Raw genomic sequence first — 21,184 nt, forward strand, 5'->3', positions numbered from 1 at the left:
ACTGTGCCATCGAGGAGCCCGATCGGTTCGCGACCGCCCCAGAATGTGACTAGGACACGGGCGTTGCCAACCTGCGTAACAGCGCCGCGAGTGGACCAACTGCAGAAACGGTGATGTCACGTGCGTCGGTGGAATCGGATCTTCCCGGTGGGGAGGTACGTGGCCTGGTAGGTGATGTCGTGGATGAGGGTGTGGTGCCAGGCGCACAGGGACGCGCCGTCGTCGAGGTTGGTGTGGCCGCCGTCGACCCAGTGCTGTTGGTGGTGGGCGTGGAGGCCGATCGTGCGGTCGCAGCCCTAGGCGCGGCAACCGTGGTCGCGCAGGAACATCGCGATCCGTTGGTGCTCGCTGTGGTAGCGGCTCCGCCGGCCCAGGTCCAGGGGAACGCTGTTGCTGCCGAGGACGGCGGGGATGATTCCGGCCTCGCAGGCGAGCCGGCGGGCCATCGCGGGTGAGATCTGGTCGCCGGTGTCCAGGACGCCGGCCTTCTCCAGCCGGCCGGTGAGGGTGTCTTCGTCGATGACCACCACGACGGTGGCGTTGACGCCGCCGGTGGTCGGGAGCCGGTCGGTGGGGTAGTGCTCGATCAGCTCGCACAGCGCCCGGCCGAGTGCTTCGGGTCCGGGGCGGCGTTCGATGCCGGGGCCCTGGGTGGCCGCGAGGTGCTTGGGTGCGGCGAGCGCCATGAGCATCTTCTTGAGGGCGGCGGCGTGGTAGGTCGGCAGGGTGAACCGGCCACGGGTGGTGCCGTCGCCGTCGTCGGCCATCGTGAGCGAGCAGGCCCGCAGCGCGGCCGCCTCCTGCCGTTGCAGGATCTCGGCTTCGTGGGCGTCGGCCTCCTCAGGCGCGATGACCTCCCACAGCCGACGCCCCAGCCGACCCAACGCCTTCGCGTCGTGATGACGCGCCTCGGCGACCAGATGCGCCTCGGCCTTCGCGAGGGTCTCGGGGCCGAGGTCGGTGGGGAGTCGGTCGACCCACCGGACCACCACCCGCGCCCGCTCGACACAGATGTCCCCGGCCGCCCGCGCCTCACGGGTCGACGCGTGGGCCTCGAGGTCGTGGCCGAGCCGCACCGCACCGTACGCCGCCGCCCGGGTGGTCTTCGTGGTGTGGGCCAGCCAGTTCGCCGCGCTGGACGTCCCCACCTCTTCGCCGACGTGGATCGTGTCGGCGTGCGCGGCGACCCGGGCCTGCAGCTCGCTGACCTGCGCCGCCAACCGGGTCAGCGCCACCAGCGTGGCCCCGGCCTCGGCAGGGTCCATCGACCACACCGACGCATCGGCCACCGCGTCGACGAGATCGCGCATCCGCGCGGTCATCGTCGACACCCGGTGCCGCGGCGTGGCCTGTGCTGTCATGCCCACTACTCAAGCACCCGCCACCGACACTCAAGGCCCTAAATCCCCTTATTTCACAGGGGCCTGGGTCACGAACAGGTCACGATCCAGCGTGCTCATCCACACCCAATGCCGATGTCTGTGGAGGAGTGGTTTCGAGACAGGCGCCAGCGCGCCTTCCTCAACCACCGTGCCCCCCGACGACGGTGGTTGAGGAGGTTGCGCCAGCAACCGTCTCGAAACCCCGCTGCGTCGACGGATGCGGTGGGTCGGGTGCTGGGTGGTGGTTTCGAGACAGGCGCCAGCGCGCCTTCCTCAACCACCGGGCCCGACGACGACGGTGGTTGAGGAGGTTGCGCTAGCAACCGTCTCGAAACCCTGCTGCGTCGGCGGATGCGGCGGATCGGATGTCTGTGGAGGGGTGGTTTCGAGACAGGCGCTAGCGCGCCTTCCTCAACCACCGTGACCCCCGGGCGACGGTGGTTGAGGAGGTTGCGCCAGCAACCGTCTCGAAACCACCACGACCAACGCGACCCGGTCCCGAGCACAGCCCGGCGCCCCGACAGGTGGTTTCGCGACAGGCGCTAGGCCAGCGCCCAGATCCCGGGGCGGCCCTTGGTCATCTGCCCCTCGGCGATCAGCGCCTGGCGGGCCCGGCGGGCGGCGTACCGCCACCGGAGCTCGCCCTCGGGCGTCAGCTCCTGGTCGGCGGGCTTGAGCCGCTCCCCCATCGCCGCCTCGAGCGCGTCGAAAAGGTCGTCCTGGTCCAGCTCGCCGCCGTGCTCGCCGAGCACCTCGAGGATCGCCGACCGGAAGGCGTCCGGCGGGGTCCAGCGGTGGTTGACCACCCGCGGCGGCGCGGCGGCCGGGGCCGGCCGGGACGTACGCCGGGTCACCGGCGTCGCCCGGGGCGTGGCCACCCGCCTGGTCGCCGGCGGGGGTGGGGGCGGCGGGTTGCCGTGGATGCAGGTGCTCTTCGGAAGGTCACACAGCTCGCAGTAGTCCACGTCGCTCATCACCCTCAGCCTAACCCCCGACCGGCCGCCCCCGTCAGCGGGCGTGCACCACGAACGGCGCCGTGACGACGCTGCCGTCGGCGAGGCGGAACTGCGCCCACAGTCGGTAGCCGCCCGGCACCTCGAACCGCGCGTGCAGATCGAGCTCGGGCCCGAACTCCGTGCCCGGCAGCGCCGGCACCGGCCGCCCGCGGCCGTCGAAGGTCTCTGCGTGCCGGTGCTGGAAGCGGCTGCCGTCCGCGCGCAGCACCACGACGTGGCCGGCGGCGCCGAGGTACGGCGCGAGGTCGTCGACCGGGGCACCGGTCGCGGCATCAGCGAAGCTCAGCGTGAAGTCGCTGGTCTCCGCGACATGGGCCTCGCCGTCGAGCGTGATGCGCAGGCCGCCGACCGTGGCCTCGCGTACGTCGTCGGCCGGCAGCGACTCGGCCGGCGGTGGGTCGCCCGCCACGGTGACCCGGTGTGCGTCCAGCACGTCGGCCATCTCGCCCTGCTGGCGGAACTCCGTGTGCAGCGTGTACTCCCCCGCCGTCGGGAAGGTCACCACCACCCCGAGCACGCCGTCCTCGCCCGTGGGCTCCGCGTGCAGGTGCGCGAAGGTGCCGAGGTCGGCGCGGGTCACGATCAGGTGCATCCAGACCTGGTGGGTGCGCACGAGGTCGTCGACCGGCTCGCCGGTGTCGGCGTCGCGCACGGTCACCGTGACCGGGGTCGGCGCGCCCGGCGCGACGTCGGACGGCACGTCGTACGACACCGTGAGGCCGGCGTCGTGAGCGCTCACCGGGGGTACGTCGGTGCGCTCCATCGTGCTCATCTGCGGTCGCATCGGCATGCCCATGCCCTCCGACCAGGTGAGCACGCCGTTCATGCCCCGCTCGGCCTGGTCGGTGCGGCTCAGCCAGGTGAAGCCGACGCCGACCGCGATGGCGAGCAGGGCGATGCCGGCCAGGTAGCTCCAGTCGGCGAGCCGCGCGCGGCCGGCCGAGCCCTTGGGGGGCTTCCGCAGCCGCAGCGCGTTGGTGACGACGCTGACCGAGCTCATCGCCATCGCGGCGCTCGCCAGCACCGGGTCGAGCAGCAGGCCGTCCCACCAGTACAGGGCACCGGCGGCGACCGGGATCAGCAGCACGTTGTAGGCGAACGCCCAGGTGAGTCCCTGCTTGATCGTCGTCACGGTCCGGCGCGACAGCTCGATCGCCGACACGATGCCGTGCAGGTCGCCGCCGACCAGGGTGATGTCGGAGGCCGCGATCGCCACGTCGGTGCCGGTGCCGATCGCGATGCCGAGGTCGGCCCGCGCGAGCGCCGGTGCGTCGTTGACGCCGTCGCCGACCATCGCGACGACCTGGCCGGCGGCCTGCAGCCCGGCGATGCGCGCGGCCTTGTCCGCGGGGCGTACGTCGGCCATCACGTGGTCGATGCCGACCTCCGCGGCGACGGTCCGGGCGGTCTCCTCGTGGTCGCCGGTGACCATCCAGACGTCGAGGCCCATCGCCTTCAGGTCGGCGACGGCCCGAGCCGACGACGGCTTCACGGCGTCGGCGACGGTGACCCGTCCGGCGTACCGGCCGTCGACCGCGACCCGGATGCCGGCGCCATCGGATCCGGCGAGGGCGATCCCGTGCGCGGCGAGGTGGGCCGCGTTGCCGGCCAGCACGGTGCGGCCGGCGATCTCGGCCACCACGCCGTGGCCGGGCACCGAGTCGAAGCTCGTGGTCGGGGGCACCGTGAGCCCGCGCTCGCGGGCGCCGCGGACGATCGCCTCGCCCACCGGGTGCTCGCTGCCGACCTCGGCCGCCGCGACCAGCGCGAGCAGCTCGTCGGCGTCCCAGCCGTCGGCCGGAGCCACCTCGGCCAGCTCGGGCCGGCCGACCGTGATCGTGCCGGTCTTGTCGAGCACCACGGCCGTGAGCCGGCGCGCGGTCTCCAGGGCGGCGCCGTCGCCGACCAGGATGCCCAGCTCGGCGGCCTTGCCGGTGCCGACCATGACGGCGACCGGCGTCGCCAGCCCGAGCGCGCACGGGCAGGCGATGATCAGCACCGCGACCGTCGTACCGATCGCCAGCGTCAGCCGGTCGGCCTCCGGCCCGAACAGCAGCCAGGCCAGGAACGTCAGCAGCGCGACGACCAGCACCGCGGGCACGAACCACGCCGACACCCGGTCGGCCAGCCGCTGCATCGGCGGAGCCGAGCCCTGCGCCTCCTCGACCAGCCGGACGATCTGCGCGAGCGTGCTGTCGGCGCCGACGGCCGTGGTGCGGACGACGAGGCTGCCGGTGGTGTTGACCGTGGCGCCGATGACCGGATCGCCGACGCCCTTGTCGACCGGGACGCTCTCGCCGGTCAGCATCGACTCGTCCACGGCCGAGCGCCCCTCGGTCACGACCCCGTCGACCGGCAGCTTCTCGCCCGGGCGGACCCGCACCAGGTCACCGACCACCACGTCGGCGACGGGGACGTCGACCTCCACGCCGTCGCGCAGCACACGAGCGGTCGTCGGCGCCAGCCCGACCAGCGCCCGGATCGACGACGCCGTGCGCTTCTTGGCCTTCAGCTCCAGCCAGCGGCCCATCAGCACCAGCGCGACGACGATCAGCGCGGTCTCGAAGTACAGGTGCAGCGGCAGGCCCCACCGCTCCGCGAGGCCGGGCCAGAGCGTGACGAAGGCGCTGTAGCCGAACGCCACGCCGGTGCCGAGCGCGACCAGCGTGTCCATGCTGGTGGCCCGGTGCCTGGCGTTGCGCCAGGCGCGGCGGTAGATGTCCTGTCCCGCCCAGAACTGGACCACGGTGGCGACCACGAGCAGGAGCGGCATCAGCCAGTCCATCGTGTCGAGATGGAGCGGGACGTACATGATCCCCATCAGCGCCAGGCCGACGGCGAGCGCGACCTGCCACCTGCGCCGCAGCCGGCCGATCTCCACGTCGCGACGGGCGTCGAGCTCGTCGATCGGGTCGGCCGCGGGGGCCGAGCTGTCGGCGGCGGGGTGGTCCGCCGCCGGAGGCTCGGCCTGGCGCAACGTGCCGGCGTACCCCGCCTTCTCGACGGCGGCGGCGAGCGCCGTGGCGTCGACCACGGCGGGGTCGTAGGCGACGGAGGCGGTCTCGTTGGCCAGGTTCACCGACGCCGACTCGACCCCGTCGACCCGGGAGAGCGCCTTCTGCACGCGGTTGACGCAGGACGCGCAGGTCATCCCCTCGATGTCGAGGGTGGACTCGACGAGCGGCTGGGTCTCGGTGGTCATGCGGTCTGCGCTCCTCCGGCGGGTTCGGGCGCTCTCAGGAGGCCAGCTCGTAGCCGGCCTCGTCGATCGCCGCGGCGACCTCGACGTCGTCGAGCGGGCGGCCCGACCGTACGGTGACGTCACCGGTGGCCAGGTCGACCTGGACGTCGCTGACGCCGTCCAGCGAGCCGAGCTCGCGGGTCACCGCGCCGACGCAGTGGTCGCAGGTCATGCCGTGCACCCGGTAGGTGCGGGTGGTCGTCTCCATCATCTCCTCCATTCTACCCCCAGGGGGTATCAGGGAGTCGACGATACATACCCCCTAGAGGTACATGCAAGGGTGATGTCGGCCGCAACGGGGCGATAGCCACAGACGATCTGGTCGTTCCGGGCGGTCCGGAACGACCACACCGCCACTGGGTATCCCCCCGGTCGACCCCTCGCGAGAGGGCTGGCAGGTGTGGCTGGAGGCGTGGCAGGTGGCGTGGCAGGTGGTGTGGCAGGTGGTGTGGCAGGTCAGTCGGCGCTGACGACGCGCAGCACCCGGGCGTCGTGGACGAGCTGGCGGTGCTGGGCGCGGCGCAGGCGGTCGAGCCGCCGCTGCTTCTCGTCCGCGGTGAGCGAGCGCCACTCGCGGCGCGATTCCCTGCGCGTCATGCCCTCCAGGAGCGACGCAGCGTCCGCCAGATACCTCGGAGTCGGGCGAGCGGGCTCAGCGGCGGGTCGAGGCGCAGGCGACGCAGCGGGCCGCGGCCGGGCGCGCCTCGAGGCGTCCGGCGGGGATGGTCGCACCACAGTCGACGCAGACGCCGTACCGGCCGGCGGCGAGCCGGGCGAGGGCGGCGTCGACCTCCTCCAGCTGCGCCTCGGCCTGGCGCACCAGGGCACCCACCTGCGAGCGCTCGAAGGCGATCGTCGTGCCCTCGGGGTCGTGCTCGTCGTCGGCGTTGGAGTCCTTCGAGGCCTCGACGAAGCCGCGGTAGTCGCCGCGCAGATCGGCCAGCCGCCTGACCGTCCGCAGGCGCTCCTCCTCCAACCGGGCACGGTCGCCGGTCACGACCGCTCCAGCAGCGTCAGCACCTCGTAGTGGGCGGTGTTGGGGAACATGTCGAGCAGCTGCCCGCGCGCCGGCCGCAGCGAGGGCATCCGCGCGAGGTCCTGCGCGAGCGTGCGGGCGTTGCAGCTCGAGTAGAGGACGTGCCGCACGCCCGACGCCTCCAGCCAGCCAGCCAGCTCGGACCCGATGCCGCGGCGCGGCGGGTTCACCACGACCAGGTCGGGCGGAGCGATCGCGGCGAGGGCGTACGCCGTGGCGTCGCCCGCCTCGAAGCGGACCCGCGGGAGCCCGACCCCGGCGGCGCTCAGCGTGGCGCTCGCGACCGCCTCGCGGCTCACCTCGATCCCGGTCACCTCGACGCCGGTGCCCGCCACCGCGAGCGCGAAGCCGCCGACGCCGCAGTAGAGGTCCCACACGGTCGCCGGCCCGACCTCCGCGACCCAGGCCCGGCCGCGCTCGTAGAGCTCGGCGGCCAGCGCGGTGTTGGTCTGGAAGAAGCTCTGCGGCCGCAGGTGGAGGTCGAGCCCGGCCACCCGCATCGTCAGCGTCTCCTGCTCGGTCAGCAGGAGCTCGCGGTCGCCCTCGAGGATCGCCTTGTGCTCGGGCTGCAGGTTGACGGAGGCGACCGCCAGCGCCGGCAGCGCCTCGCGCAGCGCCGGCAGGTGCTTGCGGATCCGGGCGACCGGCTCCTGGGAGCGCAGCACGAACCGCACCATCAGCTCACCGTCCGGCGACTCGGTCACCAGCAGGTGCTTGAGCTCGCCGCGGCGGGCCGGCACGTCGTACGGCGTGAGCCTCGCCCGGCGCACGAACCCGGCCAGCACCGGCAGCGCCGCCCGGATGCCCGGGGTGTGCAGCGGGCAGTCCCGGAGGTCGACCCCGCCGCCCGTCGGGTCGAGGATGCCGAGCGTGGGCTCGTCGACCGTGCCGCTGACGACCATCTTGGCCTTGTTGCGGAAGCCCAGCTGCGCGCTCGCGACCGGCTCCCGCCAGCCCAGGCCCCGGTGGCCGCCCAGCAGCCCCTCGACGGTCCGCTGCTTGTCGACGAGCTGGGCGTCGTAGGGCAGCCCCAGCCAGCTGCACGAGCGGCAGCGACCGGCGTCGAAGTGGTGACAGAGCATGGCCCGCCCAGGCTACGGGCCACCGCCCGGACGACGGAGGGTCGTGTGCCCGAGCCCGCGCCTCGGCGCGCCCTCGAGCACACGACCCCGATCGTCCCGATCCGTGGTCGGGACGCCTCAGCCGACCCTCAGTTGACCCGGACCGTCATGGTCCCCTTCTTGTCCTTGCTGGACAGGATCCGGATCTTGGTGCCCGTGCCGGCGACGATGACGCTGCCCAGCGGGTTGTCCTCGTCGTAGTAGGCGTACGGGTCGGTGTCGTCGAACACCTTCACCCCCGGCCGCGACTTCTCCGTGATCGTCGTGCGCTGGGTGCCGCCGGCGGTCGCGGCCTCCCGGTGCAGGCTGATCTTGTCCGTCTTGTCGAGGCTGAACGGCGCGTCGAAGGACTGGATCCGGTTGCGGGCGACGGTCCCGTCGCTCCAGGTCAGCGCGTCGGGGTGGGCGTCGACCGGCAGGGCCTCGCCACCACCCGGGTGCTGCGTGGTGTTGTTGTCGGAGTAGAGCGTGTTGGCGTACCAGACCAGCAGGCCGTTCTGGTACGGGAAGCGCTCCACCTTGTCGGGCTTGGTGACCGTCCAGCCGAAGTTGTACGGGCCTTCCTTCAGCGTGGTGTCGTAGCCGGCGTACTGCCGGTTCTCGGCCAGGTAGTAGTGCTCGTACGGCACCGTGTAGCTGCCGTCGGTGACGACGACGAACCCGTCCCTGGTCCAGCCGGGCGCGCCGTCCTCCACCCCGGTCGTCAGGGCGCTGCCGACCGCGACGTCGTCGACCTTGAACCCGATCTCGTGGTACGCCGCGTCGTTGACCATCCGGAACCGCAGCTGCGCGTCCTGCCCGGCGTACGCCGCGAGGTCGGCCGTCAGGTCCACCCAGGCGTCACCGCTGCTGCCGGTGATGCCCTCGCCGTCGTTCTGGTTGTTCGGGTCGGCGTTCGTCGACAGGTTGGTCGGCACCGGCGTGAACGTCGAGCCGCCGTCGGTCGAGATCTCGGCGTAGGCGTAGTCCCAGTCGGTCTCGATCGAGTAGTTGACCTTGGCCGTGAGCTGGCCGCCCGCGGGGACCGTGAAGTCCGGGCTCGTCACGGTGGCCGTGCGCTCGTCACCCTGACCGGAATAGAGGTACTTCGACCCCGAGGCCGCGTCGCCGACGTCGACCTTCTCCTCGCCGGGCGGCAGGTTCACCAGCACGGCCTGGGCGTTCTTGGTCGCGTGGTACGACGGGCCGAGCTTCAGCTCGGCGCGGCGGCCGGCCGCGACCTGGGCGTAGTCGAGCCAGCCGAGGAAGAGCTTCTCGGTGGCACCCATGTGGTTGGGCGTGGTGCCGATGGCGTTGGCGTCCTGGTGGCTCATCCAGGAGCCCGAGCTCATCAGGTTCCAGAAGCCGGTGCCGTTCTCGCCGCCGTTGGTGTCGTAGTAGTCCGGCAGGCCGAGGTCGTGGGCGAACTCGTGCGCGAAGACGCCGAGACCGCCGTTCTCCGGCTCGGTCGTGTAGTCGCGGATCCACAGGCCGGTGTTGCCGATCTGGATGCCGCCGAACTTGGCGTTCGCGGGGCCGTCGGTGCGGTTGGGGTTGACGTACCAGCGGTGCGACCAGATCGCCCACTCGGGCGCACCGGCCTCCTCGCCCTCACCGGCGTGGATCGCCTGGAAGTGGTCGATGTAGCCGTCCGGCTCGTTGAAGTCGCCGTCGCCGTCGTAGTCGAACCGGTCCCAGATGTCGTACTGCTGGAGGTAGGCCTTGATGTCGGCGTCGCTCTTGCCGGCCGCCTTCTGCGCGTCGTACCAGGCCGTGGCGCTGTCGCCGATGAAGCGGGTCATGTCCACGTTGGACTCGGTCTGGCCGTAGCTGGCCTCGTTGTTCGGCACCCGCACCCAGTCGGACACGTCGCCCTCGAGGTCGAAGCGGCCGCTGGACATCTCCTTGTAGGCGTCCTTGAACGACTCGCCGTCCTGCTCCGGCATGCCGTTGAAGAACATGTCGAGGAAGTGCTGGCGGTCGAAGTCGGGCTTCCAGTACGTGCTGTTGTCGTCGGGCCCCGGCTCCGGGATCTCCCCGGCGGCCGGGCCGGCCGGCGCGTCCGGGAAGCGCTGGTCGACGGTGTCGCCGAAGTCGACCAGGAAGGTGAGCAGCTGGGCGGTCTCCTGGGTGCCGTACTCGACCCACTGGCCCTTGCCGACCTTGACCGCCCGCGAGCCGCTGCGGTTCTTGACCTCGCGCTTGCCGGTGGCGACCAGCTCGACCGCCTTCTCCTTCAGCGCGCGCCGCTTCGCCTCGAGGGGATCGCGGCGGTCGTCCTTCTTGTGGGGTGCTAGTTGCTGGGCGGCCGGCACGGAGTCGGCCGGCGGGCTCGCCGTGGCCTGTCCGGGCATGACGACGGCCGCGAGCGAAAGACTCGCGGCCGCACCGATGACGCCCGAGATGCGTCGCTTCAAGATATTTCCTCCGAGAGTTGTCCGGCGCCCCCGAGTGGACGCCGTGCGGGCCCCGATGCCCACGATCCGCACCCCATCACGCACCTTCGGCCCGTGTAAAGACCCTCCCGCGTAAAGACCAGATCTCGCCAAGATCTTCGGCACGAGGCTCCGGCCACGCAAGGACCGGCTACCTATCGCCCCGGATCATCGCCCCGGACGGGCCGGGAGCTCCGGCGACCGGACGGCCACCCGCTTCCACCGGCTCGACAGGGCCAGGCCGGTCGTCACGTCCCACAGGCCCCAGAGCGCCGCGACGAAGGCGACCCCGCCCAGGTCGCCGAAGAAGCCGAGCGCCAGCACGAGCGCCAGGCCGGTGTTGCGCACCCCCAGCTCGAACGTCATCGCCCGCACCCCGGGCGCCGGCAGCCGCAGGCCGCGCCCGGTGCCGTAGCCGACCGCCAGCGAGAGGGCGTTCTGCACGACGATCGCGAGCGCGACGACGCCGACATAGTCGACGAAGATCGCGAACTGCCCGGCGAGCCCGCCCACGATGATCAGCAGGAGCAGCACCAGTGCCGCCGGCTCCACGAACCGGCGCGCCCGCGCGGCGAAGGCCGGGAACCGCCAGGCCACCAGCAGGCCGGCCGCGAACGGCAGCCCGATCAGCACGGCCACCTCGGCGACCATGTCCCAGGTGTCGATCGAGACGTCGCGGAGCAGATCGTCGGCGGCCGGGTTGAGCCCGCACCAGAACGCCACCGCGATCGGGGTGACCACCACGGCCAGCACGTTGGACGCGGCCGTCATCGAGATCGACAGCGCGACGTCGCCCCGGGCCCGGTGGGTGAGGATGTTGGAGAGGTTCCCGGCCGGGCAGCAGACGACCAGGATCATGCCGATCGCCACCGAGCCGCGCACGTCCAGGGCCAGCGTGAGCAGCACGGTGAGGGCCGGCATCACGAGGTACTGCGCGACCAGGCCGGCGCCGACGACGACCGGACGGCGTACGACGTCGCGGAAGTCATCGAGCCGGGTGTCCAGGGCGACGCCGAAGAGGAAGACGGCGATGATCGCCTTGGTCGCCAGCTGGAAGCCGTCGGACAGGTCGATCCGGAGCTCGTCGATGTCGGCGGCGAGCACGGACAGGTACGCCGTCATGACCGGACCCTAGCGATTCCGCGCCCGCCGGGACCCGGTCTTGACCCAGTCTCGACCGGGTCGGGTCAGGTCGCGGGCAGCTCGGTGTACGGCAGCGCGCAGATCGTCAGCACCCGCGCAACGATGCCGCCCTCGCGGGCCCGCACCTCGATCTCGGCGCCCGCCTCGCGGCACTGCCGCATCGCGACCGCCAGCACGCCGACGGCCAGGCTCGGGAAGAACTCGACGTCGGACAGGTCCACGACCAACGACGCGGTGTGCTGCCCGGTGTGCTTGGCCAGATCCTCACGGAAGACGGGGCCGGCGAGCTCGTCGACCGACCCCGCCACGAAGAGGACCTGCTGGTCGGCGTCGTACGCCGCGGCGTAGGGCTTCTCGTCCACGTCGACACCCTAAGCCGTGTTGCTCAACTCCGCGCCTGCTACGCGACGGCGCCCACCTGACCGACACGGCCTGGTCCGCACGCCCGTCACCCACCGGGGTGAGTTCTGAGAGTCGGCGCGATCACCCCGGGACGACCCCTAGACTCCCCGCGTGATCAACAGCCCAGCCGGCGCCCCCGCGATCCGCGGCGTCCAGGACCGCCAGACGGTCTCCGCCGACGGCACCTCCCTCGCCACCGACCTCGACGGCGTCATCGTCAACCGGCCGCCCGTGCACGTGGACCACCGCGGCGCGCTCCTCGAGATGTTCACCGGCGAGCGGTTCTGGGAGGCGCCGTTCGCGTACGCCTACCAGACCTCGATCCGCCCCGGCATGCTCAAGGGCTGGTTCCTGCACGAGGAGAAGCTCGACCGCTACCACCTGGTGTGTGGCGAGTTGCTCGTGCTGCTGTACGACGACCGCCCGGAGTCGCCCACCCGCGGCCAGCACCAGAAGCTGGTGCTCGGCGAGGCGAGCGGCGCCCGTCAGGTGCTGATCCCCCCGCGCGTCTGGCACCTCTCCCTCAACGTCGGTGCCGAGGACGCGATCCTGGTCAACCTGCCCAGCACGCACTACGACCACGAGAATCCGGACCGCTTCCACGTCGACATCGACTCCGGGACGATCCCGGTCGACGTGCGGTCCTTCTTCCCCGTGACCTACGCGGGTCCGCGACAGATCGCGGCCACCTTCCACTGAGGTGACCCCACTCGTCAGCGTCGTCGTCGCGACGTACGAGCGCGGGCTCGCGATCGCCCCGACCCTGCGCTCCATCGGAGCGCAGACCCGCACCGACCTCGAGGTGCTCGTCGTCAGCGACGGCCCGCCGGCCGACGGACTGGCCGAGACCGTCGCGGGCTTCGATGAGCGCTTCCGCCTGCTCGCACTGCCCGAGCGCACGCGATCGCAGTCCGGTCCGAACAACCTCGGCCGCGAACAGGCCCGCGGGCGGTACGTCGCCTACCTGGGCCACGACGACCTGTGGCTGCCCGAGCACCTGGACCGGCTGCTCGGGGCCCTCGACGAGGGCTTCGACTTCGCAGTGGCGGGCTGCATCTACCTCGGCCCGCCCGGTGCCGAGGACGAGCTGACCTGGGTGACCGGGCTGTTCGAGTCCGGCGACGCCGAGGTCCCGCGCGAGCACTTCTTCCCACCGTCGTCGTTCGCCCACGTGCGCGACCTCCCGGCCGCGGTGGGGAGGTGGCCGGATCCCGCGGCCCTGCGCCTCCCGGTCGACACGGCGTTCCTCCTCGCCGCGGCCGACGCCGACTGCCGGTTCGCGTCCACGGGCGAGGTCAGCGTCGTGAAGTTCGCGTCGGCGCTGCGCTACCTCTCCTACCTCGCGCCCAGCGACGCCGAGCAGCTGCGGGTCGAGCGGCTGCTGGCCGATCCCGCGGCCCGCACGGCCTACGTCGACGAACGGCTCGCGGAGGCGCGCGCCCGCGGCACGGTGATGAGCACCCGGCACGCCGCTCCCCAGCAGTTCGAGGTCGGCGAGCGGCTCGCCGCCAACGAGCAGCTGCGCGGCATCGCGATCCCGGCGCCCGCCGCGCTGGTCGACAGCGCCTGGATCGGGCCCGGCGAGGAGTGGCGCGGGTTCGACTGGCACGGGCCCGAGTGGGACGACGTCGACCGCTGGCGCTGGTCGGGGCCGAGCCCGCGACCCCGGCTCGCGCTCCCCTGGACACATCCCGAGCCGGTGCACGTGCGGGTGCATCTGCGCACCGACCCCGCGGTCCCCGTGACGGTCGTCGAGGCCCGCGTCGACGGCGAGCCGGTCGACCATCGCGTCGGCGCCGGCCCCTGGGGACGCGTGGTCGAGCTGCGGGCGCCGCTTCGCGCCGGGCGCGCATCGGTCCTGGAGCTGGAGACGTCGCCGCCCGTCCGGCGTCCCGGCGGCGCTCCAGACGCCCCCGAGCGCCTGGTCGGCGTGGCCCTGATCGGCATCGAGGTCGAGACGGACGCGGCCGCCGCGGCGCACCCGGACGACCCGACGATGGGGCGCGCCGCCCTCGCGGTGCGCGGCGCCCAGCTCGAGCGGCTCGAGCTCGAGCGACGCAGCCAGGCCGTCCACCTCGCCCGGCTGACCGAGGAGCTCGCGCTCACCCACCAGCATGCCGCGAACCTCGAGGGCGTGGTCGCCGCTCAGGCGAGGTCGATCACGACCCTGCAGCGCCAGGTGGCGCAGGCCGAGCGCAAGGAGGCCGACCGTGCCGAGCGTCGGCGACGACGCGCGGAGGCGAAGGACGCGGCGCCCGGTCCCGCCTGAGACGTGGCCGCGTGGGGCTCAGTCGTGCTTCACGTGGGCGTCCGGGCCCGGGTAGCACAGCCCCTCGTGGCCGTCGTCCCACTGCACGACGTACGGCGGCTGGCCGTCCTCGCCGCGCACCTCCACCACGACGCCCCTCCGGCCCGACGAGTGGTCGGTCGGCGCCTCCACGATCAGCCGATCTCCTACCTCTGCGCGCATGCCTCCACGATGCGCCGCCGGGGTCGGCACCGCAAGGGTGCGGCGGCCGGCTCAGGCGATCGCGACGCCCGGGATCGCGTAGCCGTTGATCGAGCCCGCCCAGCCGGCGTACTCGAGATCCCACTCCCGGTCGAAGTAGCGGATCGGCACGGTGGCGACCGTGCCGGACCCGCCCGCGTCGGACGAGCGCACCAGGCCGTTCCCGAGCGAGATCGCGACGTGCCCGTGCCCGGAGCTGCCGCCCGTCCAGTACACGGCCGCGCCTCGTGGCGGGGTGGCGCCGCCCGTGTGCCGGCCGCTCGCGTGTCGCCACGCCGTGGTGGCGTCGGCGTACTTCGACGGGATGCCGGCCTGCTCGCGCGCCCAGCCCAAGCACTGCCCCGGCACGTTGGTGGTGGACTCCATCGCGGACGCGGCGGTCTGGGCGGCGTTGCTCGGCGCCAGCGGCAGCGCCGGGCGCACCGGCCTGCGCTCGACGCGCGTCGCGTCCACGACGCGCCTCGCCTTCAGCGCGCGCTCGGCGTGCGTGCCCGCCGTCCGGTCGCCGGCGCGGGAGACCGCAGGCGAGCGGTCCACGTGGATCGTGGCCGCACCGAGATCCGTGGTCACGACGGCCTCGGACCGTCCCTCGGCCAGCTCGGCCGCGATCGAGGTCGCGGCGATCCCGACGGTCATCATGGCGACCATCACGACGAGGAGCAGCCGCAGCGGCGAGGCGAGCGTCGAGCGCCATGGCGTGGTGAACGGGGAAGACAAGCGGGTTCCTCTCGCAGGGGGCAGTGGCCCACCGCGCGGCGATCCGCTCGGGTTCGACTCGACGGGGATGGGGCCGGGTGCAGGGCGCGCCGATCCGGCGCTACAGGTCACCTGCTGTAGTTGAAAACGAAAGAAACGCCCGCGTCATCCCCGTTCGGGCTGTGATCTGGGTCAACCGGTCAGCGACGCGTTCGCGTACTGCTCGAGCAGCACGCCTGGACCGAGCGGCTTCGCGCCGTCGTCAACGCGGCGGTACGGCGCGGATGCCCGCTTCGGCGAGCCAGGCGCGGGCCCGGCCCGACTGCCGATCGTCCGAGAACGGATACCACCGCGCGGCCAGGTCCTCCTGGTGGATCGCGTCCGCGAACCGTCGGAAGGCGCCCTTCCCCTCGGTCGCCGACACGAGGCGTCGACGCAGGTCGGAGTTGGGCTGTCGCGCCGCGAAATCGGCCATGTCCTGCCGCCGCTCCCGCGATCCCGATGCGTCGAGCTCGAGCCACCGGTCCGGATCGTCCGTCACGTCGATCGCCTCCGCCTCGTCGCCATCCATCGCGTCCACGAGCGCGCCCGGGATCACCTCGCCCGTGTGCAGGTCCAGGTAGCCGGCCGGATCCTCGGGGCCGCCCGACAAGGCCGAGCCGAGCTCCTGGAGGTCGACCGGCACCTGTCGCGTGGCCGGCGGGGTCCCGCGCAGCTCGGCGAGCAGGTCCTCGGCCAGGATGTCGTCCCCGGGCCAGCCGCGCAGGTCGAGCCGGTTGAGCACGGAGGCGGCGATCGCGTCGCCGCGCGTGCGGTCGGAGGCCAGGACGATCTGCAGGCCGACGCCCACGTGTTGCAGCAGGTCGTCGACGTCTCGGCCTTCGATCGCCGCCAGGATGGCGGGGATGTCGCGCCGAGCGATGGCACCTCGCAGGTCGCTCACGTCGACCGGAACACCGGGCCCGCCCGCCGGCCATTCGTTCCAGAGCATCGGGTGCGGCCGGGCCGGACGACGCGGCATGGGCGTCTCCCCGTCGTCGTCCCAGCGCCGGCCGTACTGGTCCGGGATCGTGCCCCACCCCCACGCCACGGTCGGCATCCTCGGCACCACGCCCAGGACGTCGGCCGGATCCACCTTCGGCGCCTCGACCGTGCAGGCGTAGGTCCAGTCGTCGCCGAAGTCGAAGACGTACCGGAACTCCTCACCCGGCACGACCTGCCGGGCCACCTTGGTCTGCTCCAGGACGAGCGGCCGCTTCGGAAGCGGACCGAACGGCGTGTCCAGCGCGTCGTCCGCGGTCTCCTCGTCGGTGACGACGGTGCCGTCCGCCAGCGTGAACTGGCACAGGTGAGCCCGATCCCACCGCGCGAACGCGTCATCGATCGCCTTCGCGAGCTGGGCGAAGGTGTGCGACGGCCCGGTCACGAGCACCCGTCCCGGGTACGGCCACAGGTCCTCGCCCCTACCGCCCAGCAGCTCGACCTTGATCGACAACCAGGTGCGCGCCATGGGTGCGACCCTACTCAGCGCTCATCCTCGAGACGCGACGACGCGGGTCTATCGGCCGCCGGACCCCAGCTTCCGCGGATCGATGCCGTCGACGCCGTTGGCGACCTTGGGGAGCCTGGCACCGGTGAGCTCGGCCACGGCTCGCGCCGCCATGCCGATGGCGGCGTCGACGTAGGCACGCGGAGCGGAGTCGGTGTTGGCGATGGCGACCCGGCCCCAGCGCTGCCGTGCGACGTGGCTCGGCAGCGGCCCGGCGGGCCAGAACTTGTCCCAGGGGCGGGCGTACTCGTAGGCGTAGCCGTGTGCCCACCGGTTGACGGTGATCGAGAGGATGTCGTCGGCCGGATCGAAGCCGAACCGTCCGAGCGTGCGCGCCAGCTGGTCCCGGAGCCGGAACTCCATCTCGTCGAAGGTCGTGCCGGCGAGCTGACGTCGTCCGTACGCCGCCTGGTCCTGCGGATGCTCGCCACTTCCGGGCTTGCAGAACGAGCTCGTCACGTGGAGGAGCGCACGGTCCTTCGGCTTGTCCGGGAACTGGTAGCGGCCCATGCTGACCGGGAAGTCCAGCCCGATGCTCTGCCAGTACGCCGTGGGGTAGCGGACGTGCGCGAGCTCGGCCTTCTTGAACGCCTTCCAGTTGCGGACCTCCACCGTCGTGTAGCACAGCGCCAGCCGACGGGAGTCGAACAGCGCCTCCCGCTGGGCGTCGCCGAGCTCGTCGGTGAGGTAGGGGATCAACGAGTTCTGGCACGCCATGACGACGTTCGCCGCCCGAACCACCCGCAGCTTGCCCTTCTCCAGGTAGGTCACGTCGACCTTCGTCGCGGTCCCGGGGTCGCCGACGTGCTTGATCCGCACGGCCGGCGCGTTGAGCCGGATCCGCACCCGGTTGCCCGACTGGTCGAGCCGGCCGTAGCGGATCCGGTTGGTGGTGATCGTCTGCATGCCCTTGCCGGGCAGGGCCTCGGGCAGGAGCTTGCGCACCAGCGAGTACACGACGCCGGCGTTGCCCTCGGGGAAGTGGTAGATGTACTCGTCCTCGGCGTACCAGAGCTTGTGGGCGGTGGGGGCCATCCGCGGGTCGGGCTTGTCGTCCCAGTAGGGCTGGAACGTCCCACGGAATCCGGGGAACGGCTCGACCCAGGCGTCCAGGCCGCCGATCGCGTCGATGCCGTAGCCCCAGTTGCCGTTGGACACCGTCTGCAGGTACTTCAGCGCGTCGGCGTCGGCGCCGGCGTGGTCGCGGAGGAATTCGAGGTAGGTGATCCGGTCGAGCTTGTTCTTCTTCTGTGCCCGCGTGAGGCCGGCCAGGTAGTCGACCTTGCCGTTGTAGATCTCCTCGATCTTGGCGCGGGTGGCGGCCTTCACCGGCGAGCCCGCGAGGACCTTCCGGTAGTCGGGGGTGCCATGCCACCGCCCGAGGAAGTCGGCGCCCCAGCTCTCCTTGTCCAGGAACACGCCGCTGCCGAGGTGGTGCCGGTCCTCGAAGTCCTTGTCGAAGTACTTCTCGAACCTCTCCGGCTCGATGCCGACGTCGTCGAGCAGCTTCTTCGCCACGGGCGCGAACGAGGAGGGCGCGTCGAGCGACTGCGAGCCGCCGTACCCGATCAGCTGCCGGTGGGTGGTGGAGAAGTCGTTGCGGCGAGCGTGGCCGCCGACGTCGTCGAGCGCCTCGAGGACCAGGATCCGGGCCTTGCGTCCGGCCTGCTGCTGGAAGATCCGGGCCGCCGCGAGACCGCTGATGCCGCCGCCGACGACCACCAGGTCGTAGGTCTCGCCGGTCGCCTGCGGCTCGCCGGCGTTGTCCCAGAAGGTCCCCGCACGGAGCTGGTGGCCGAAGTTGTCCAGCTGGTTCTGGCCCCGCATCCCGTCCCGGCCGGGTGGGTACACCCCGCCGCGCCGAGAGACGGCGCCGGGCTGCGCGGGCGCTGCCTGCGCCGGGGCGCTGCCGGCTGCGCCGAGCAGCGACCCGGCGGCGACGGCTCCGACGCCGAGCGCGACGCCGTCCATGAAGTCGCGCCGCGTGATCTTGCGGTCCATCCCGAGCTCGTTGCGGGTCGAGTCGCTCATCTCAGGGCTCCTGTCTGGCCGACGGCGGATCGGCCTGGGGTGGGAGCGACTGTCGATGATTAACATGTTCACCACAAGCAACATGGCGCCGCCGGTGCGCCGTCGTTGACCCCACGAGGTGGAGGCATGGACAGGCGTCGCGTTCGCCCCACGGTCGAGCAGGTCGCCGAGCGCGCCGGCGTCTCGAAGGCCACGGTCTCCAACGCCCTCAACGGGACGGGCCGGCTCTCGCCGGAGACCCGCCGGCGGGTGATCGCGGCGGCGCACGAGCTGAGCTACGTGCCCTACACCTCGGCGTTCGCCCAGGCGCGCGGCGGCACGGGCATGCTCGGCCTGACCATGGCCATCTTCGGCGACCTCGCGGTGCCGTACACCCAGAACCCGTACTACTCCGAGCTCATCCTCGGCGCGATCGGCGCCGCACACGCCCGCGGCTACCTCCTCACGGTGCTGCCGGCGACGATGTCGGCCTGGTCGTGGCTGACCACCCCGGTCGACGGCGTGGTCCACTGCGAACCGCGGCTCAGCGACCCGGTCCGCCCGATCCTCGAACGGCGCGGCATCCCGCTGGTGTACGCCGGGCGGCCGCCCGAGCCCCGGGCCGACGACTTCTGGGTCGACACCGACGACGGTCAGGGCCTCGTCGGGCTGCTGGACCACCTGCGCCACGGCGGTGCCCGGACCGCGGTCGCGGCGGTCCTTCCCGACCATGACGACGCCTATCCGGCGATCCTGCGGGAGACCTATCTCGCCTGGTGCCGTGCCGTCGGGCAGGAGCCGATCTACACGACCTTCGCCCCCGACAACCACCGGGGCGCCGAGCGAGCCGCGATCTCGACGCTGCTGGGTCGACCGACCCCGCCGGACGCCGTCGTCGGCGTCTACACCTACTCCGGGCTCTTCCTCCTCGAAGCCGCCCGGGCGCACGGCCTGGCCGTGCCTGCCGACCTCGCCATCGGCTGCTTCAGCGACGACCCGAAGAACGCCCACCTCGATCCCCCGGTCACCACGGTGAGCATGCGACCCGCGGACGTCGGCGCCGAGTCCACCGACCTGCTCATCGATCTCATCCACCAACGCAAGCGGATCCGGAGGCAGCGACTGCTCCCCACCGTGCTCCACGTCCGCGCCTCGTCGGCGGGCTGACCCCGGGCGCCGGCCGCGGTCAGGCGTCCTTCGTCTCCGCGACCTCGCCCCGGCCGAGCTTGCTGTGCCGATAGCCGTACGCCGCGTAGATCACCACGCCGATCAGGAACCACACCGCGAACCGCACCCACGTCGCCGGCTGCAGCTTGGTGATCAGCCACAGCGAGAACGCGATGCCGAGGAGCGGGGTGAACGGCATCGCCGGCGTCCGGAAGGTGCGCACGATGTCGGGCGAGCGGTAGCGCAGCACGATCACCGCGGTCGACACGACGACGAACGCGAGCAGGATGCCGATGTTGGTCAGCTCCGCCGCCTCGCCGATCGACACGAAGCCCGCGATGCCCGCCGACACGATGCCGACGATCCACACCGGCCGGCTCGGCGAACGGTTCCGGTTGGTCTTCGCGAACCAGGCCGGCAGCAGCCCGTCCCGGCTGATGGCGTACCAGACCCGGCTCGCGCCGAGGGTGAAGGAGAAGAGCACGGTGATGATCCCGACGATCGCCCCGACCGCGACCACCTTCGAGAAGCCCGCCAGTCCGACCGACTCGAAAGCCGCGCTGAACGCCGCCGTGTCCGCCAGGTCGGTGTAGTCGACCATGCCCGTCAGCACCGTCGCGGCCAGCAGGTAGAGCACCATCGCGATCGCCAGCGACAAGATGATGGCCTTCGGCAGGTTGCGCTCGGCCTCCTTGGACTCCTCGGCGGCGGTGCTCATCGCGTCGTACCCGAACACGGCGAAGAAGACCGTGGCGGCGCCGGTCGCGGCGCCGCTGAGCCCATGCGGGAAGTACGGCGTGAGGTTGTCGGTGTCGATGTAGAAGACGCCGACCACGATCACCGCCAGCACGATCAGGATCTTCACCCCGACCAGCCAGGTCTCCACCCGCGCGCTGGTCTTGATGCCGCGGTTGAGCAGCCACGCCACGCCCAGGCACAGCAGCACAGCGAAGAGGTCGATCCGGTGCCCCGCGCCGGTGCCGGGCGCGCCGAGCATCCACGTCGGCAGGTCCAGCCCGATCGCGTCGGCGAGGAAGTTGATGTACTGCGACACCCCGATCGCGACCACCGCCACGATCGCGGTGTACTCGAGCAGCAGGTCCCAGCCGATGAACCAGCCCACGGACTCGCCGAGCACGGCGTAGCCATAGGTGTACGCCGACCCCGCCTCCGGGATCATCCCGCCGAACTCGGCGTACGACAGCGCGGCACACGCGCTCGCCACGCCGGCGATCAGGAACGACACCGTCACCGCCGGCCCGGCGTCCTCCTTCGCCACCGGCCCCGCGAGCGCGAAGATCCCGGCCCCGATGATCGCCCCGAGCCCAATCGCGGTGAGCTGCCAGAGCCCGATGCTGCGCTCGAGCTCGCTGTCGCCGTGCTCCGCCTGCACCGGCTTGCGCCGGAAGATCCCGGTCTGGGCGGCCACCCGGCGTACGCCCGAATGCTCGTGCTGGGCCATGACTCCGGCCTACCACAGCGCCGGCCGTCGCTGAAG

At 72.1% G+C, this 21,184-nt stretch carries 18 protein-coding genes; 3 read left to right on the forward strand and 15 right to left on the reverse strand.

Annotation, left to right across the window (positions count from 1 at the left end):
* Positions 1 to 296 precede the first annotated feature (296 nt).
* The 10 genes from FHU40_RS06080 to FHU40_RS06125 form a co-directional block, all read right to left on the reverse strand.
* Positions 297 to 1,361, reverse strand: coding sequence for a DUF222 domain-containing protein (locus tag FHU40_RS06080; RefSeq protein WP_246389960.1), 1,065 nt, complete (start codon positions 1,359 to 1,361; stop codon positions 297 to 299).
* A gap of 563 nt (positions 1,362 to 1,924) precedes the next feature.
* Complete coding sequence (locus FHU40_RS06085) at positions 1,925 to 2,356, reverse strand: hypothetical protein (protein ID WP_183591339.1); 432 nt, start codon at positions 2,354 to 2,356, stop codon at positions 1,925 to 1,927.
* A gap of 34 nt (positions 2,357 to 2,390) precedes the next feature.
* Positions 2,391 to 5,600, reverse strand: coding sequence for a heavy metal translocating P-type ATPase (locus tag FHU40_RS06090; protein ID WP_183591340.1), 3,210 nt, complete (start codon positions 5,598 to 5,600; stop codon positions 2,391 to 2,393).
* 34 nt (positions 5,601 to 5,634) lie between these two features.
* Complete coding sequence (locus FHU40_RS06095) at positions 5,635 to 5,850, reverse strand: heavy-metal-associated domain-containing protein (protein WP_246389962.1); 216 nt, start codon at positions 5,848 to 5,850, stop codon at positions 5,635 to 5,637.
* 245 nt (positions 5,851 to 6,095) lie between these two features.
* On the reverse strand, positions 6,096 to 6,236 hold the full coding sequence (locus FHU40_RS06100; protein ID WP_183591341.1) for a hypothetical protein: 141 nt from the start codon (positions 6,234 to 6,236) through the stop codon (positions 6,096 to 6,098).
* A 55-nt stretch (positions 6,237 to 6,291) separates the two neighbouring features.
* A complete protein-coding gene (locus FHU40_RS06105; RefSeq protein WP_183591342.1) occupies positions 6,292 to 6,636 on the reverse strand; it encodes a TraR/DksA C4-type zinc finger protein in 345 nt (114 codons plus the stop codon).
* A complete protein-coding gene (gene rlmC / locus FHU40_RS06110) occupies positions 6,633 to 7,757 on the reverse strand; it encodes a 23S rRNA (uracil(747)-C(5))-methyltransferase RlmC (protein WP_183591343.1) in 1,125 nt (374 codons plus the stop codon). The genes FHU40_RS06105 and rlmC overlap by 4 nt, the downstream gene beginning before the upstream one ends.
* 128 nt (positions 7,758 to 7,885) lie before the next feature.
* On the reverse strand, positions 7,886 to 10,192 hold the full coding sequence (locus tag FHU40_RS06115; protein ID WP_183591344.1) for an immune inhibitor A domain-containing protein: 2,307 nt from the start codon (positions 10,190 to 10,192) through the stop codon (positions 7,886 to 7,888).
* A gap of 186 nt (positions 10,193 to 10,378) precedes the next feature.
* Positions 10,379 to 11,332, reverse strand: coding sequence for a bile acid:sodium symporter family protein (locus FHU40_RS06120; RefSeq protein ID WP_183591345.1), 954 nt, complete (start codon positions 11,330 to 11,332; stop codon positions 10,379 to 10,381).
* Between the two features lie 65 nt (positions 11,333 to 11,397).
* Positions 11,398 to 11,715, reverse strand: coding sequence for an STAS domain-containing protein (locus FHU40_RS06125; RefSeq protein ID WP_183591346.1), 318 nt, complete (start codon positions 11,713 to 11,715; stop codon positions 11,398 to 11,400).
* Between the two features lie 151 nt (positions 11,716 to 11,866).
* On the opposite strand from FHU40_RS06125, the gene FHU40_RS06130 reads away from it, so the two are divergent.
* Complete coding sequence (locus FHU40_RS06130; RefSeq protein ID WP_183591347.1) at positions 11,867 to 12,454, forward strand: dTDP-4-dehydrorhamnose 3,5-epimerase family protein; 588 nt, start codon at positions 11,867 to 11,869, stop codon at positions 12,452 to 12,454.
* 1 nt (position 12,455) lies between these two features.
* A complete protein-coding gene (locus tag FHU40_RS06135) occupies positions 12,456 to 14,024 on the forward strand; it encodes a glycosyltransferase (protein ID WP_183591348.1) in 1,569 nt (522 codons plus the stop codon).
* 18 nt (positions 14,025 to 14,042) lie between these two features.
* On the opposite strand, the gene FHU40_RS06140 is transcribed toward FHU40_RS06135, so the two are convergent.
* From FHU40_RS06140 to FHU40_RS06155, 4 genes are all read right to left on the reverse strand, one after another.
* Positions 14,043 to 14,225, reverse strand: a complete 183-nt coding sequence (locus FHU40_RS06140; RefSeq protein ID WP_183591349.1) for a DUF1918 domain-containing protein — start codon at positions 14,223 to 14,225, stop codon at positions 14,043 to 14,045.
* A gap of 51 nt (positions 14,226 to 14,276) precedes the next feature.
* Positions 14,277 to 14,981, reverse strand: a complete 705-nt coding sequence (locus FHU40_RS06145; RefSeq protein WP_183591350.1) for a CHAP domain-containing protein — start codon at positions 14,979 to 14,981, stop codon at positions 14,277 to 14,279.
* 241 nt (positions 14,982 to 15,222) lie between these two features.
* On the reverse strand, positions 15,223 to 16,470 hold the full coding sequence (locus tag FHU40_RS06150) for a UPF0158 family protein (RefSeq protein ID WP_183591351.1): 1,248 nt from the start codon (positions 16,468 to 16,470) through the stop codon (positions 15,223 to 15,225).
* 48 nt (positions 16,471 to 16,518) lie between these two features.
* A complete protein-coding gene (locus tag FHU40_RS06155; protein ID WP_183591352.1) occupies positions 16,519 to 18,540 on the reverse strand; it encodes an NAD(P)-binding protein in 2,022 nt (673 codons plus the stop codon).
* Positions 18,541 to 18,666: 126 nt separating this feature from the next.
* Here FHU40_RS06155 and FHU40_RS06160 point away from each other — a divergent pair, with 126 nt between their 5' ends.
* On the forward strand, positions 18,667 to 19,686 hold the full coding sequence (locus FHU40_RS06160; RefSeq protein WP_183591353.1) for a LacI family DNA-binding transcriptional regulator: 1,020 nt from the start codon (positions 18,667 to 18,669) through the stop codon (positions 19,684 to 19,686).
* A 19-nt stretch (positions 19,687 to 19,705) separates the two neighbouring features.
* Here the strand turns inward: FHU40_RS06160 and FHU40_RS06165 are convergent, their stop codons facing one another.
* Positions 19,706 to 21,148 carry an amino acid permease gene (locus FHU40_RS06165; protein WP_183591354.1) on the reverse strand — a complete coding sequence of 481 codons (1,443 nt, stop codon included), beginning with the start codon at positions 21,146 to 21,148 and terminating at the stop codon, positions 19,706 to 19,708.
* Between the last annotated feature and the right edge of the window lie 36 nt (positions 21,149 to 21,184).

Source organism: Nocardioides soli, assembly GCF_014191495.1.
Classification (GTDB): Bacteria; Actinomycetota; Actinomycetes; order Propionibacteriales; family Nocardioidaceae; genus Nocardioides; species Nocardioides soli.